Origin of the sequence: Shimia thalassica (genome assembly GCF_001458215.1) — a bacterium.
GTDB lineage: Bacteria > Pseudomonadota > Alphaproteobacteria > Rhodobacterales > Rhodobacteraceae > Shimia > Shimia thalassica.
Genome location: NZ_CYTW01000005.1, coordinates 234,680 through 248,048, shown reverse-complemented (window position 1 = coordinate 248,048; position 13,369 = coordinate 234,680). Strand labels below are relative to the sequence as shown.

General features: G+C 54.5%; 12 protein-coding genes and 1 pseudogene. 5 read left to right on the top strand and 8 right to left on the bottom strand.

Features of this window, described 5'->3' with window-relative positions; genetic code table 11:
• The coding region (locus PH7735_RS21100) for a hypothetical protein (protein WP_233488350.1) at window positions 1–187 on the top strand (187 nt) is incomplete at its 5' end.
• Between the two features lie 158 nt (window positions 188–345).
• Here PH7735_RS21100 and PH7735_RS18025 read toward each other — a convergent pair.
• The gene (locus PH7735_RS18025) at window positions 346–3,336 is read right to left on the bottom strand and encodes a cyclic nucleotide-binding domain-containing protein (RefSeq protein WP_306341233.1); all 2,991 of its coding nucleotides are present in this window, start codon (window positions 3,334–3,336) and stop codon (window positions 346–348) included.
• A 261-nt stretch (window positions 3,337–3,597) separates the two neighbouring features.
• On the opposite strand from PH7735_RS18025, the gene PH7735_RS18020 reads away from it, so the two are divergent.
• Window positions 3,598–3,981: a DUF3307 domain-containing protein gene (locus PH7735_RS18020; RefSeq protein WP_058312812.1), complete on the top strand. Its 384-nt coding sequence runs from the start codon at window positions 3,598–3,600 to the stop codon at window positions 3,979–3,981.
• Between the two features lie 42 nt (window positions 3,982–4,023).
• On the opposite strand, the gene PH7735_RS18015 is transcribed toward PH7735_RS18020, so the two are convergent.
• Entirely contained in the window at window positions 4,024–4,416 is a 393-nt protein-coding gene (locus PH7735_RS18015) for a rhodanese-like domain-containing protein (protein WP_058312811.1), read from the bottom strand.
• 76 nt (window positions 4,417–4,492) lie between these two features.
• Window positions 4,493–5,053 carry a hypothetical protein gene (locus PH7735_RS18010; protein WP_058312810.1) on the bottom strand — a complete coding sequence of 187 codons (561 nt, stop codon included), beginning with the start codon at window positions 5,051–5,053 and terminating at the stop codon, window positions 4,493–4,495.
• A 261-nt stretch (window positions 5,054–5,314) separates the two neighbouring features.
• Between PH7735_RS18010 and PH7735_RS20425 the strand changes: the two genes are divergently transcribed.
• Both PH7735_RS20425 and PH7735_RS21240 read left to right on the top strand, forming a co-directional pair.
• On the top strand, window positions 5,315–5,452 hold the full coding sequence (locus PH7735_RS20425) for an entericidin A/B family lipoprotein (protein WP_082645304.1): 138 nt from the start codon (window positions 5,315–5,317) through the stop codon (window positions 5,450–5,452).
• Between the two features lie 240 nt (window positions 5,453–5,692).
• Window positions 5,693–5,791 (top strand): annotated as a pseudogene (locus PH7735_RS21240) (type II toxin-antitoxin system prevent-host-death family antitoxin); the annotation flags it as partial.
• Window positions 5,792–5,807: 16 nt separating this feature from the next.
• On the opposite strand, the gene PH7735_RS20630 reads toward PH7735_RS21240, so the two are convergent.
• Both PH7735_RS20630 and lepA read right to left on the bottom strand, forming a co-directional pair.
• On the bottom strand, window positions 5,808–6,758 hold the full coding sequence (locus PH7735_RS20630; protein WP_145865369.1) for an alginate O-acetyltransferase AlgX-related protein: 951 nt from the start codon (window positions 6,756–6,758) through the stop codon (window positions 5,808–5,810).
• 598 nt (window positions 6,759–7,356) lie between these two features.
• Window positions 7,357–9,156, bottom strand: coding sequence for a translation elongation factor 4 (lepA, locus tag PH7735_RS18005; RefSeq protein ID WP_058312809.1), 1,800 nt, complete (start codon window positions 9,154–9,156; stop codon window positions 7,357–7,359).
• A 209-nt stretch (window positions 9,157–9,365) separates the two neighbouring features.
• Between lepA and PH7735_RS18000 the strand changes: the two genes are divergently transcribed.
• Window positions 9,366–10,064 carry a hypothetical protein gene (locus PH7735_RS18000; protein WP_058312808.1) on the top strand — a complete coding sequence of 233 codons (699 nt, stop codon included), beginning with the start codon at window positions 9,366–9,368 and terminating at the stop codon, window positions 10,062–10,064.
• Here the strand turns inward: PH7735_RS18000 and arsJ are convergent.
• From arsJ to PH7735_RS17985, 3 genes are read right to left on the bottom strand one after another with little or no spacing between them, the layout of a single operon-like run.
• Entirely contained in the window at window positions 10,061–11,311 is a 1,251-nt protein-coding gene (gene arsJ / locus PH7735_RS17995) for an organoarsenical effux MFS transporter ArsJ (protein WP_058312807.1), read from the bottom strand. The two genes, PH7735_RS18000 and arsJ, sit on opposite strands and share 4 nt — an antisense overlap.
• Window positions 11,312–11,317: 6 nt before the next feature.
• Window positions 11,318–12,322 carry a DUF1036 domain-containing protein gene (locus PH7735_RS17990; RefSeq protein ID WP_058312806.1) on the bottom strand — a complete coding sequence of 335 codons (1,005 nt, stop codon included), beginning with the start codon at window positions 12,320–12,322 and terminating at the stop codon, window positions 11,318–11,320.
• A 27-nt stretch (window positions 12,323–12,349) separates the two neighbouring features.
• Window positions 12,350–13,360 (bottom strand): ArsJ-associated glyceraldehyde-3-phosphate dehydrogenase, encoded by a 1,011-nt coding sequence (locus PH7735_RS17985; RefSeq protein ID WP_058312805.1) that lies wholly within the window; start codon window positions 13,358–13,360, stop codon window positions 12,350–12,352.
• Between the last annotated feature and the right edge of the window lie 9 nt (window positions 13,361–13,369).

Sequence of the window (13,369 nt, the reverse complement as noted above, 5' to 3'; positions counted from 1 at the left end):
GCATCTCTGCGCCGCCGGTGAAGGGGGTTCTACGGCTACTATCAAAGAGTCGCAAGTGGTTTTTTCACATTTCTGTAAAAAAACGTCTCGGCAGCCATTTTTCCTAAGAAAACAAGCTGCGAGCGCTGACAAAAAGTGCGCTTTTTGCGTGATCTTTCCTGCCTCAAACGGCTTCAATAGCTATTAAGGGCAGATATCATTCGAAAAGAGCCTGATTTTTGACCGGAATCACCCTGTGAATCGCATCCGATTCAACGGATTCCGGTCGATGTATCGATTCAGACATCTCTCCGGGCATCCAAATGCAGTCCTAACCGCCCTCCCCTGCGCTCAGACCCAAAAACCTTATTCAGAGTCTTCGTCATCATCCGAATTGCGAGCACCGATGTATCCCGCCAGAACCTGCATGATCTTGAAGGCCGTGCCGGCATCGTTCTCGACCACCGCAAGGAATTCTTCTTCACCAAGGCGCAGAGCCCGCAAAGGTGTTTTGGTAAACATGTCCAAAGCCCGGGGTTCTTTGCGGATCAGGGCCAGTTCTCCGACCAGCGTGCCCGGTCCGGCAACAGCGACAACTTCGCGCCGTCCGCTGTCGTCGGTAAAGGACAGCTCTGCATCCCCCTCAAGAATGAGATAAGCCCCGTCAGACGCATTATCCCCCCTGTGAAAGACATACTCTTCCGCCGGAAGCTCGGCCCATTGGGCGCCAAACGCGAGCAGGCGCAGCTGGCGGCGGGGCAGGCTTGCGAACAGATCCGTTGACACAAGTGCGCGCATCTTGAGACGCAAATCTGCACTTGCGGCATTGTCAGTCGATCCCTCTCCGTAAATCTCGCCATCCTTGAGGCGACCATGTTCAAGTTCGAAGATCTGGTCGAACTCTTCGGGCTGCTGGATTGTCTCTTCGAGAAACAACAACACCGAGTCCGGCAACAGGCGGCGCAGGTTGCGAATGATCTTGCGGCAGGCAACCGGATCTTCACCGGCCAGACATCCATCAAGGATCAACAACTCGGGACGTTTCAAAACGGCCCTGCTGACAGCAACAGGTCCGGCCAAGGCAGAAGGCATCCCTGCCCCGGCGATGCCGTTCTTAACGCGGAACAACAACTCGACAACAAACTGCTTCAGCCCCGCCTCTTCGAGAACTTGAACCACCACGTCGCGCACGGCGTCGCCTTTCGCCCCCGCTGTTGAGGAAATCGTGCCGAAGATCGCGTTCTCGAGAACAGACAGCCCCGGTGCAAAATTGTGCTCGTTCAGGGGTTCGTAGTAATCAGCCAGCCACACCTCGAGCTTCACACGCTGTTGGTGGCGCAAATCAAGGATCAGGTCTTTCAACTCGTCAGCAAAAGCCGGTCCGATCTGCTCGGCAGAGACTTCGAAGGGCAAGGACAGCATCTCGACCTGCTCTTCATGGTCCAGAACCTCGTGCCCTTGTTCGCGGCTTTTGCGCACCAGCTCGACCTTGCGGCGGAATACATCCGGATCAAGCCCAAGCCGCTGGAACAAGGGGTGTTCGGTCCCGTCCACACCAAAGGTGAGGTTGAGCATCTCGATCACCTCTTCGGACAGGCGCAACATCCCTTCTGCCAAACCCAGTTCATTCAGCAGGTCAAGGAAGTCGCTAACTGTTCCAAGGTCGTATTCACGCCCCTGCGCCTTTGGCGTGGCATAAAACAAGTTCGCAGACACCGGCATCGTCGGATTATACCGGTCCGGATCGAACCGGTAATAGGCCGTATCCAATCCAGCCTCGCGCAGGGCTTCGTGCACACGCGGGCGCAGGTTCACCAGTTTCTCGGCAAGCTCGGAAGCTTCGTCAGACTGGAACACCTGATCCAGACCACGGCGGAACATTGCGTCCCCTGCCCCGATTGCCTCCATCGCTTCGAGCCACCAGTTGCGCAGTTCGATCCGTGTTGACACACCGGCCAGCGACGGGTCCACCCAATCCGCGAGATAGGCGTCAAGACTGTTGCCGGAGCGCTCGGATTCCGTTGCGCGGTGCTTTTCGCGTGTCACCCGATCAGGGCGGATGTCAAAGGGATGTACCGGTGCCACGCGCAGCGGCATCGTAATGTTTTCGCCAAAAGTGCCCTGAAACACATAAGGGGACATTTCCGCGTACCCGATCCGCGAGGCGACAACCATCTGGTGAAGGTCGTCCAGATCTCGACCGTCAATCAGAACCTTTCCCGCCGTCGGGGCCACCTCTCGGGTCAAAAGCTCTGCAAAGGATCGACGCTCTTCCATATCTCGGGTCGATATTCCGACAAGCGCGCCATTGGGCAACGTCAGGCTGATATCTTCAAGAATGGCATCACCGTGGTGATCCGTCACCGTCACATTGCGAAGTTCGATGTCGCCGTCCAGATGGGGAATGGCGTCCGGCTCTCCTTCGAACAGGTCCTTGTCCACCATACCGGCGGGATCAAACCGATCCGAAATCAGATGCCAGCGCAGCGACATGTCCTGAACGCGGTTGTAATAGTTCAACAGCTCTTTCCACGGAGACGACAGGTCTTTGTACGCCGCAAGCGCCGCCACCAGCGCCCCGAGAGACACTTTACCCTGAATGACAAGCAAACCGCCGACCGTATAAAAGAAGAAGGGCGTTAGTTGTGTGATGAAGTTGTTCAGGAACTTCATAAAGAATTTTTTCTTGTAGATATCCAAGCGGATATCAAACAGCGTCCCAAGCCGACGCGTGATCAGCGCCAGCCGAAACCGCCATCCGGCATTGACCCGCAATGTGGGCGCGCCAGCAGCCGTTTCGCCGATCTCGCCCGCAAGTTCACGCACCTCGCCGATACGTTCCTTGTTCAACAGGTTAATCTGCCATTGCAGCTTGGGGATGATCCAGGCCTGCAATGGGATCAGGGCACAGGCTGCAATGCCAAACCACACACTCTGTGCAAACAGGAAAAACAGAATGGTCAGCATCTGACCGGCCTGCAACACGGGAAGGCTGATGGCATCGCCCATCATGCCGCCCATCGGCTCGGCCTCTGATGTGATCATCGACACCATTTCACCTTGCGATGTCCGGCGCAGATACGCCTGAGGGAATCGCATGATGCGGCCAATCAAAGTGTACCGGAACCGGCGCAACATCCGCTCGGACAGCACGCCTTTCATGGTATTGATGCGCATTTTTGTCAGACCATGCACCAGCACCGCCAACAGAAAGGCCCCGCAAAGCACAAACAGATAGGTGACTTGATCCAGTTCGACATCAAGTGAATCGATATAGATAAAAGCCTGATCCGACGAAATCGCGTCGTTGATGATCCGCTTTGGAAGCTCAAGCGTCAGGTACAATAGCGGAAACAAACAGGCCGTCATGACCAACAAAATAAGCTGGTCGCGCTTGGAGTACTTCCAGATGAATGAAAAAAGCGAGCGTTCTATTGATCAAAGCCTTCTGTGATCGACGGATGTGGGCCGCCGCGCGTTCTGATTGAGAGGTTAGCAACGAAGACTCTGTGGGATCAAGGATTCCTATCTTACGGAACGACAACCGTTTGCGTCGTTGATTTGCAAAAAATTTCGTCTACCTTGAATGTAATAGGACCGGAGAAGCAAGGCCGGAGCATGGAAAGCACAACTGCTATACTGTTAATATTCGTGGCGCTGCAGGTGAAACACCTGTTGGCGGATTTCTATTTTCAGACCATGTGGATGATGGACGGGCGTGAAAACTATTTCCATTTGGGGCGAGCCTGCCATGCGGGCGTGCATACGGTCTTTACCTTTTTGATTTTCCTTGTGTTCGGAACACCCTTGCCATTGCTTCTGGCGATCACGGCTTTGGAATGGCTTTTGCATTTCCACATTGACTGGTGGAAGGCGGAGCAAACCAAAACAAAAGGATGGACGCCTGCCGATGCCGCCTTCTGGCGTGCGCTTGGCGCAGATCAGGCGATGCACCACCTGTGCAACATTTTCCTCGTGTGGATCTGGCTTACGTTCTCATAAAAAAGCGGACCGATGGGCCCTCTTTTGATGTTTCGTGCGACATTACATGCCTTGGTCGACCGGTTCGGACGCGGGTCCGCCGCCCTCTTTCCAGTCATTGAGACCACCAAGATTGAAGACATCCTGATATCCCATGTCTTTCAACAGCTTCCCTGCCAAAGCCGCACGTCCGCCCGAGGCACAATGCAAAATGACAGGGCGGTCAAAACGCAACTCGGGATCATGGAACGGCGTGTTTGGGTCGGCACGGAATTCCAACATTCCCCGTGGAATATGATGGCTGCCGGCCGCGCGCCCCTGCATCTGCAACTCGGGGGCGTCTCGAATATCCAACAGCAGCGCCCCGTCTGCGATCTTGGCTTGGGCATCGGTGACGGAAATGCGCGGAACCGCAGCGTTTGCAGCCTCCATCATAGTAGCAACTGTCAAGGCCATGAGGCTCTCCTATTTATATGCGATATATGTAATCTAATCAGCCCGGCCCCGATTGCAATCGACCTGCGCACACAGATTAGCGGATCACGGCTTTTACGAGTTTGAACTTCGTTTTTGCTTCGGCGTTGCGCACGGTTGCGCGGCGCATCAAACCATATTCGTCAAGCTCGACCGAGCCGCCCATCAGGCGATATTCTTTTCCGTCGGGGCCAAACCCGACCTGCTCGAAATTAAACCCTTTGGATGTCGGGGTGTTGGTGCGGATCATGCGTGTTTTATAGGGTTCGCCTTCGCTGACGCCCTCTTCTGTGAATTCACAGGCCCCTACAGTGCGCTGGCAATTGTGGGGGGTGAACGTCACGGTATCGCCACCGGCCGTTACCCATTTCACGGTTTGGCCATTGCCGTCACGAAAATAGCGAGAGCGCCCTTCCATCCCTTCAGGATCATCGCCGGGCACGACGTCATAGACAAAATACTTGCCGGATTTTCCCGCAAAAACATGCGTATAAGTCGCCTTTCCAACTTTATACGTGGCATAGCTGCCCTGCCCGATCTCGGGCATTTTCAACCCGATATCCTGAGCGGCAGCGCCACTTGCCAAAAGGGAAAAAGCCAGAGCGTAAAGGGATTTCATAATGACACCTGCAAATCGAAAGACAGCACCATGTTAGCAGCACGGGCTTCTATCGCAACAGGATAAATTTCATCATTACTAACAACGGCTTACCCAACATCAAAGGCACAACTGCCGCAATTTTGACCACCAATCGAAAAGCCCGAAAAGATGTCACAAGGCGCAAATAATCGCTGACTTTGTTGCACCTGCAAATGCGTCCCTTGCATTGCCCCACACAAGCGGTCTAACACCAGACCAACAAGACCAATGGAGACCTGCATGACACGTATATTCGCAATCGGCCTAGCCCTTCTCGCCCTGACAGCCTGTGAAACCACAAAAGGCGCGGGAAAAGACATTCAAAAGGCTGGCGACGCTATCGAAGATGCGGCCACCACGGTTCAGAAAAGCTTCTAAATCGCTGACGCTCTGACATGCGCTTTGCGCCTTCGGGTGTCGGGGCGTTTTACAATTTTCGGGTCTCTGCGCCGTTTCGGGCGCAGACCACCGCACGCCTGTTTTCGGGCGATTTAACCGGTTTGTACAAAACTTGTCCCCTCGATTGACCGTTTTGTACACACTGGACATACCATGAACCTGACCATTTCCGAAGCCCGCGCCCATCTGGGACAACTGTGAACCCGCGCCCAGGATCCACGCCAACCCATCATCCTGACCCGCCACGGCAAACCGATTGCCGCGCTCGTGTCGATGGCCGAGGTTCAGCGTATCTGGGATCATGAGATCAAGTCATAGCACCGCATGTTGTCGCTCATTCCAGCAATTTTTCCATGTCGATTGTTTTGGACCACAACTCTGCAAACTTGGGATCAGGTTTAGTTGCACGGCCGCTAAGGTAAGGAAAGCTAAGAAAATGCGGCCTACTGCTATCAAGTTGGCAACGGGATAAATATCTCTCTGCAATGCCACAAAAAATATCGTCTGGGGCAACCGCATTTACTAACTCAAAGTGAAAAAAGGGAGTCCGACAAAAAACTATTTTCCGATAGCAAGTCGCTAGCAAAGGAAGCATAGCCCTAAAGAACGAGTCTCCAAATATTAGTAGAGTTTTGTTGCTCAGTGAATTTTTGCTGTTTACCAGCACAAGAACACCACTGTTTCCATGAACAATTCCGTTGGAAGCTAACTCGATTGGCAAAGGAGGTTTGATAAAAATAGGAATACTTTCAGAGACCGCTGGTGAAAACTTCCCGCCCAGATCGCCGGATACATTGCACACTTCATACGTCGCTTCTATCAGTTCAACTGCTTTAGCCGTCTTTTTTGGAAACAGCCCCGATGTTATCTCTTTGAAAATTGAGGTATACCCTTTGGCAGAGTTGTGACTATCGGTCCTGGAGAATGACTCTTCTCGCTGCACTGCTGAAAGTGGATAAATGATTTCACGTTGACCACGAGGCTTAAGGTCACGTTTATAAAACCTCTGGTAAATTGACTCAAAATTTTCACCAGTAGGAATAAGATGTTTTAGAGCCACACTTTTTTCTGGAAAAATAACTGTGCGAAATCGATATCCTTTGCTGTTTGCAAATGCAGATCGAGCTTTGTAATTTGACCAAAAGCTATTCAAACTTGTTGATGTTGGTGCCCTTTTTCCATCTACTAAGTCGAAAACCCCATGAGCTCCTCCAGCGAGAAAAAGAAACCCTTCATCGCCCCTATATACAACATCTACGGCAACACTATTAGTTTTAGAATTCACTTCAAAATCCCTTACAGAAACTACTTGTTAATAATTTCAAGAAATCTACCTGCTTCCTAAATCAGTTTGGGAATCTCATTGTTCTCGGCATTCTTATTGGTTACAAAAAGAGGCAGCCATTCGGCCTTCAAACCCCTACATTCAAGAATTGGCTAGGTCAAGTTTCTCTTCGTTATTTGACTTTTTAAGAGGAAATAACATTCCATTTTAGGAATTCAATATTAAGAGAGAGCTTTTGGGTGGGGGAATTGTTAATTTCCCTCAATAATTAGGCACTTTTAGAGAAAAACGATTATTTGTAGTTCGCTTCGTGAAGCGCTGATCCTGATTGAACAATGGAACGTCTCTATGAATGCACGTATTCACAAGCCATCAGCGGGAAAAACCATTACACAAACGACCGCTTTTAGCCTTAGGCTACTGCCCACGCTCGCCGGGAACCATTATCGCAATGGAACCCAGACCATTCATGCACTTACATTCGACATAGCCTGCATAGATGTGGCTCAGCAAAATAGCTTAGTCATTTACTCAACGCATTTACCAGCCCACTTCAGCTTAAGACTTAGTAGAGCGGCTCATTTACAAACAAAACGCCTCAACCATCCATCTTAAGCGCTGAAATAAACGCCTCTTGCGGGATGTTGACCTGACCGAACTGGCGCATCTTTTTCTTACCCTTTTTCTGCTTTTCCAGCAGCTTTTTCTTACGGGTCGCGTCGCCGCCGTAACATTTGGCGGTCACGTCTTTGCGCATGGCCGAGAGGGTCTCGCGGGCGATGACTTTGCCACCGATCGCAGCCTGGATCGGGATTTTGAACATGTGACGCGGGATCAGGTCCTTGAGCTTTTCGCACATGGCGCGGCCGCGTTCTTCGGCGCGGTCCCGATGCACCATGGTGGACAGCGCATCGACAGGTTCGTCGTTCACCAGAACCGACATTTTCACCAGATTGTCCTGACGATAGCCGGTCATCTGATAGTCAAAGGAGGCATAGCCCTTGGTCACGGATTTCAGGCGGTCATAGAAGTCGAACACAACTTCGTTCAGCGGTAGGTCATAGACAACCATGGCGCGGGACCCGGCATAGGTCAGGTCTTCCTGAATGCCGCGGCGGTCCTGACAGAGTTTGAGAACGTCGCCAAGGTAGTCGTCGGGCACAAGGATCGTCGCCTTGATGCGCGGCTCTTCGAGGTGATCCACATGGGTCAGGTCGGGCATGTCGGCGGGATTGTGCAGTTCCAGCATAGAGCCGTCACGCATGTAGATGTGGTAGATCACCGACGGAGCCGTGGTGATCAGTTCGATGTTGTATTCCCGTTCGATCCGGTCGCGGATCACTTCGAGGTGGAGCAATCCGAGGAAACCGCAGCGGAAGCCAAAGCCCAGCGCAGCAGATGTTTCCATCTCGAAGCTGAAGGACGCGTCATTCAGGGCCAGCTTGTCGATGGCATCCCGCAGGTCTTCGAACTCGGCGCTGTCCACGGGGAAGAGACCACAGAACACCACGGGCTGGGCCGGCTTAAAGCCGTCAAGCGCCACGGGCGTGCCATTGCGTTCATTGGTGATGGTGTCACCGACGCGGGTGTCGCGCACCTGTTTGATCGAGGCCGTCAGAAAGCCGATCTCGCCGGGGCCGAGGCTTTCGATCATCTGCATCTCGGGGCGGAAGACGCCGATGCGGTCCACGTGATGCAGGGTGTTGTTGGACATGAAGCGGACTTTCATGCCCTTTTTCAGGGTGCCGTCCATGATACGCACCAGAACAATCACGCCAAGATAGCTGTCATACCAGCTGTCCACCAGCATCGCCTTGAGCGGCGCATCGAGCGTGCCTGTCGGGGCGGGCAGTTCCTTGACGATTGCCTCGAGTGTTTCGTGGATGCCCTGACCGGTTTTGGCCGAGACCTGAATGGCGCCGGTGGCATCGATGCCGATGACGTCTTCGATTTGTTCGGCGACGCGGTCACAGTCGGACGCGGGCAGATCGATCTTGTTCAGAACGGGGACGATTTCGTGGTCGGCCTCCATCGCGTGATAGACGTTGGCGAGGGTTTGGGCCTCGACGCCTTGCGAGCTGTCAACGACCAGCAAAGAGCCTTCGACCGCACGCATGGAGCGGGAGACTTCGTAAGCGAAATCGACGTGACCGGGGGTGTCGATCAGGTTGAGCACATAGGTCTCGCCATCGTCCGCCTCATAGTCGATGCGCACGGTGTTGGCCTTGATCGTGATGCCGCGCTCGCGCTCGATATCCATCGAGTCAAGCAGCTGTGCTTTCATATCCCGATCCTCAACCGTGCCCGTCTCTTGAATGAGGCGGTCAGCGAGGGTGGATTTCCCGTGGTCGATATGCGCCACGATCGAGAAATTGCGGATTTTGTTCAGGTCAGTCATGGATGGGGATATGTATGGGAAATGGGGTTTGGTCAAGGTGGGTTGCGCGTCCTGAGCCCGATGCGGCGCTGGAAGTTCTGGTTTACCGCTTTCCATGCAACAATCAGGGCATATTCCCTGCGCGAAACATGCCTCTTTGCAGAGCCTGGCCACCTAGACGGTTGCCTGCGCGGCATGGTACATTTCAACCAGCAGCAAAGGCGTTTTTCATGAAAGCGATAGTTTGGGGGTCTGTTCTGGCGATTGCGGTCGCAGGAACGGCAGTGGCGCAGGATCACGATCGTGGAAGCGAAGCTGACAAGCTTGCGGATGATCCAACAAAAATCGTTACAAAGCTGGGTGTGCGATACACGGAGTATGCGACGGTTTCCGGATCGATTGCCTTTGGCCCTGTGTCCAAGGTCAATGCCTCGGTCTCGCAAGAAGGGGAATGGTCGCTTGGCGGGTCGTACCTGTTCAGGTTTGGAATCGTGAATGCGGCGGCCTCTGAAAAGAAGCTGAGCAATGGCACCACCCAAACCCAGTATTCCATCGGAAGCTATATCCCCCTGAGCGCATTGATCGGCGCGACCGGCAAGTGGCAGGTGTTTCCCATGTTTGGCTTCAACTACACCGAAGGCCAGAATGTCGAGACAGACGTCATGTTAACCGATGATCCTATCGCCGCGACGACAAGCAAGGGCGGGTATGTCGGCCTTTTTGCGCTGCGCCCGCTGAACGAGGACTGGACCTTCAAGGGGGCCATTGTCACCTCGAAAGGTTCCGGCGACTATTCCGGATACAGCATTGGCGGCGGGATATCCTATGCCCTGAGCAAACGCGACAGTCTGGGCATTTTTGCCTCTTACGCTGACAACAGCTATGGCGAGCGCGAGTTCTTCGGGATCAGTTACAAACGTGAATTTTAGGTCTCTGTCCTGAGGCGATTGGCGGCCAGTGTCGACGCCCCTGCCATCAGTGCGGCCGTGAACAGGCAGAGCGGCAGACCGCCGGCCTGATAGCTGAGGCCCGACAGAAGCGTGCCGATCAGGCGGCCTGCGGCGTTGGACATATAGTAGAACCCGACATCCATCGTGACGCGTTCGCCCGTGGTGAAGGCAAGGATCAGGTAGCTGTGCACCGAGGAGTTCACCGCAAAGACAAAGCCGAAGACCAGCAGTCCCGCCACAAGGATCGCAGTGAGGTGTGGCAGGTCCAGCCAGACGGCAATCGACAGGACAAGCGGGATCAGGGTGAGCGCCGCGCACCAGACCACCGCTTTGTGCACGATTTCAGGCGTGGTGCTGGTGGCCGCCTTGAGCAGTTTCGGGGCCATGCCCTGAACAAATCCATAAAGGATGATCCACACGGCCATGAAGGTACCGATCATGAAAAACGCGGCGCGGTTGCCCTCTTCGCTCCCATCAGACAGCACGGCATAGAAATAGATCGGGATGCCGACCACAAACCACACATCGCGCGCGCCAAACAGGAACATGCGGGCAAGGCTCAGACGGTTGATGTTCCGGTCTTTCGAAAAGACATGCGAAAACTTGGCAGATATTTTGCCCTGTGGCAGGCCCGACGGCATAAAGGCAACGACGCCGATCAGGATCACCGCCAGAACAGCCGCCATCACCCAGACCGAGGTGGTGAACCCCCAAACCGCCAGCAGAACCGCGCCCAGCAAAAAGCCGACGCCTTTGACCGCGTTTTTCGAGCCGGTCAGGATGGCGACCCATTTGAACAAACCGCCCTCGCCCTCTGGAGCGAGCAGTTTGACAGCGGATTTCGCGGACATTTTGGACAGGTCTTTTGCGATGCCCGACAGGCCCTGCACGATCATCACAAAGATGACCGATGCCGTCAGCCCCCAGTTCGGATCAAGCTGCGCCAGAGCCACCAGCGCGATGATCTGGATGCCAAGCCCCGCATAAAGCGTTGATGTCAGACCAAAGCGCGCCGCAAGCCAGCCTGCCGACAGGTTGGTGACAACGCCCATCACCTCGTACAGCAGAAAAAGATAGGCCAGCTGCACCGCCGAAAAGCCGAGCGTGTGAAAGTGCAGCAAGACCAGCATGCGCAGCGCGCCATCAGTCAGCATAAAGGCCCAATAGGCCGCGGTTACAGTGATATAAGCGGCAAGCCCCTCAGGGCGCGAAGTGGCGGATGTCATCGGTCTTTAGTTCACTTTGTAAAACCGCAGGTCGTTCATGACGCCTGCTGGTGCGAGTTCAAGAGTGTTGCCAACGCCAAGGACAAACATGCATCTGTCCTCGTCGGCGCGGTCGTAAGATTTCAGGAGGATCGCGGGGCCCGTTCCGGGAGAGCCTTCACAGTTTTGCGTAAAAAACATCGTCGAGGTGTCGGTCGGAATTTGCTGGTACAACTCTTCGAAGATGCCCCCGAAGATCAACACTTCGTAATTCGGGTCATCCAGCGAGCGCCACAGGCCCTGCATCGCGGCGCGATGGGCCGAATAGGGGTCCTCACCCGCGAAGGTATAATCGCGGATGGTGATCTCGGCGACGTTGCCTTCATAGCTAATCATATCGCCGGAGACGCCAATGGGGCGGTTTTCCCCTGCGGCCATCAGGTCTTCCAAAAGCGATTGCGGCGTCGGGGCGGTGGAATACGCGACATAGCGATAGCCATCTGCATGGATTTCGCAGGCCATGGAGGCGTCGAACACTTCGCAATGGCTGAGAATGCCCTGAACCGAATAAGGCTCGCCGTGGGTGCCGGGAGGATCAATGGTGGTCTGGCCTTGCGGTGCAGAGGTGCCTGCCCCGTCATCCGGTGCCGTCAGATGCACGGTAAAGCTGGTTGCGGTGCCGACTTCGATCTGGCGAAACTCTGACCTGTCAAATCCGCGCACGCCACAGTCTGTGTCACCGGCAATGGTAAAGGCGTCCTGATCGGTGCAGAAAAAGTACTTTTCACCGGGCCACGCATAAGACTGTGACGTGACCCGATAATAGTAATAGCGTTTCGAAAGATCGCCGCCCTGCACGACCGAGCAGGACTCGGGCGCCACATTCCACCACCCTTCGGATGTCCAGACGCCGCCGTCATTATAGCCGATCGCGACGCTTGCCTTGGCGTCGGTGTCGTTACAGACGAGGAGTTCGGCCTGCGCCGCAGAGGACACAAGCACAAAGACCGTGGTCAAGAAAGGGCGGCGCATGGCGAGTCTCCTTTTCGGGTCGTGGACTTAGAGAGAGGCCACCACCATACGCGTCACATCCGCCAATCGCCAAGCGTAGCCCCATTCGTTGTCATACCACGCGTAGATTTTCACATGGGTGCCACCGATGACACGGGTCGACATGGCGTCCACGATGGTTGAGCGGTCATCGTTTGTGTAGTCACAGCTGACCAGCGGGCGGGTCTCATATCCGAGAATGCCTTCGAGGTCGTTCAACGAGGCCTGTTCGAGAAGTTTGTTCACTTCTTGCGCCGTGGTTTCGCGGCTGACATTAAACACGATGTCAGTGAGCGAGGCGTTGAGCAAAGGCACACGCACGGCGTGGCCGTCGATCTTGCCATCAAGGTCCGGGAAAATCTGGATGATCGCCTTGGCCGAGCCGGTCGTGGTCGGGATCAGCGAATTCAGCGCCGAGCGCGCGCGTCGCGGGTCTTTGTGCACGCGATCCACGATGGTCTGGGTGTTGGTAACGTCATGAATGGTGGTGAACGACGCCTGTTCGATGCCAAGGTGTTCGCGGATGACCTGCACGATTGGTGCGAGGCAATTGGTTGTGCAGGACGCCGCCGTGACAACCTTGTGGGTGTCAGCATCATAAATGTCGTGGTTCACGCCATAGACGATGTTGGCCACATCGTCTTCTTTGACCGGGGCGGAAACCACGATCTTTTTCACGCCAGCATCGAAATAGGGCTGCAGCTTGGCGTTGGTTTTGAAGGCGCCGGTGCAATCGACCACCAGATCAACGCCCAGTTCCTCGAGGGGCAGATCCTTCAGGTCACGGGTCGAGGTAAACCGCATTTTGTGGCCATCAATAGTGATGCTGTCGTCGTCAAAGGCGAAATCAGCCCGCCAGCGGCCATGCACCGTATCAAACTCGAGCAGATGCGCGTGGATTTCCGCATCTCCTTCGCCATCGTTCAGCAAGACGATCTCGGCATCCAGGCCCAGATCAAAAAAGCTGCGGATCACCAATTTGCCCATACGGCCAAGGCCGTTGATTGCGATTTTGGTCATGATTGTATT

Bases quoted from the DNA above. Each gene is read 5' to 3' on its own strand.
- PH7735_RS18020 (WP_058312812.1), top strand. From the start codon at position 3,598: ATGGAAAGCACAACTGCTATACTGTTAATATTCGTGGCGCTGCAGGTG.
- PH7735_RS18015 (WP_058312811.1), bottom strand. From the start codon at position 4,416: ATGGCCTTGACAGTTGCTACTATGATGGAGGCTGCAAACGCTGCGGTT.
- PH7735_RS18010 (WP_058312810.1), bottom strand. From the start codon at position 5,053: ATGAAATCCCTTTACGCTCTGGCTTTTTCCCTTTTGGCAAGTGGCGCT.
- PH7735_RS20425 (WP_082645304.1), top strand. From the start codon at position 5,315: ATGACACGTATATTCGCAATCGGCCTAGCCCTTCTCGCCCTGACAGCC.
- lepA (WP_058312809.1), bottom strand. From the start codon at position 9,156: ATGACTGACCTGAACAAAATCCGCAATTTCTCGATCGTGGCGCATATC.
- PH7735_RS18000 (WP_058312808.1), top strand. From the start codon at position 9,366: ATGAAAGCGATAGTTTGGGGGTCTGTTCTGGCGATTGCGGTCGCAGGA.
- arsJ (WP_058312807.1), bottom strand. From the start codon at position 11,311: ATGACATCCGCCACTTCGCGCCCTGAGGGGCTTGCCGCTTATATCACT.
- PH7735_RS17990 (WP_058312806.1), bottom strand. From the start codon at position 12,322: ATGCGCCGCCCTTTCTTGACCACGGTCTTTGTGCTTGTGTCCTCTGCG.
- PH7735_RS17985 (WP_058312805.1), bottom strand. From the start codon at position 13,360: ATGACCAAAATCGCAATCAACGGCCTTGGCCGTATGGGCAAATTGGTG.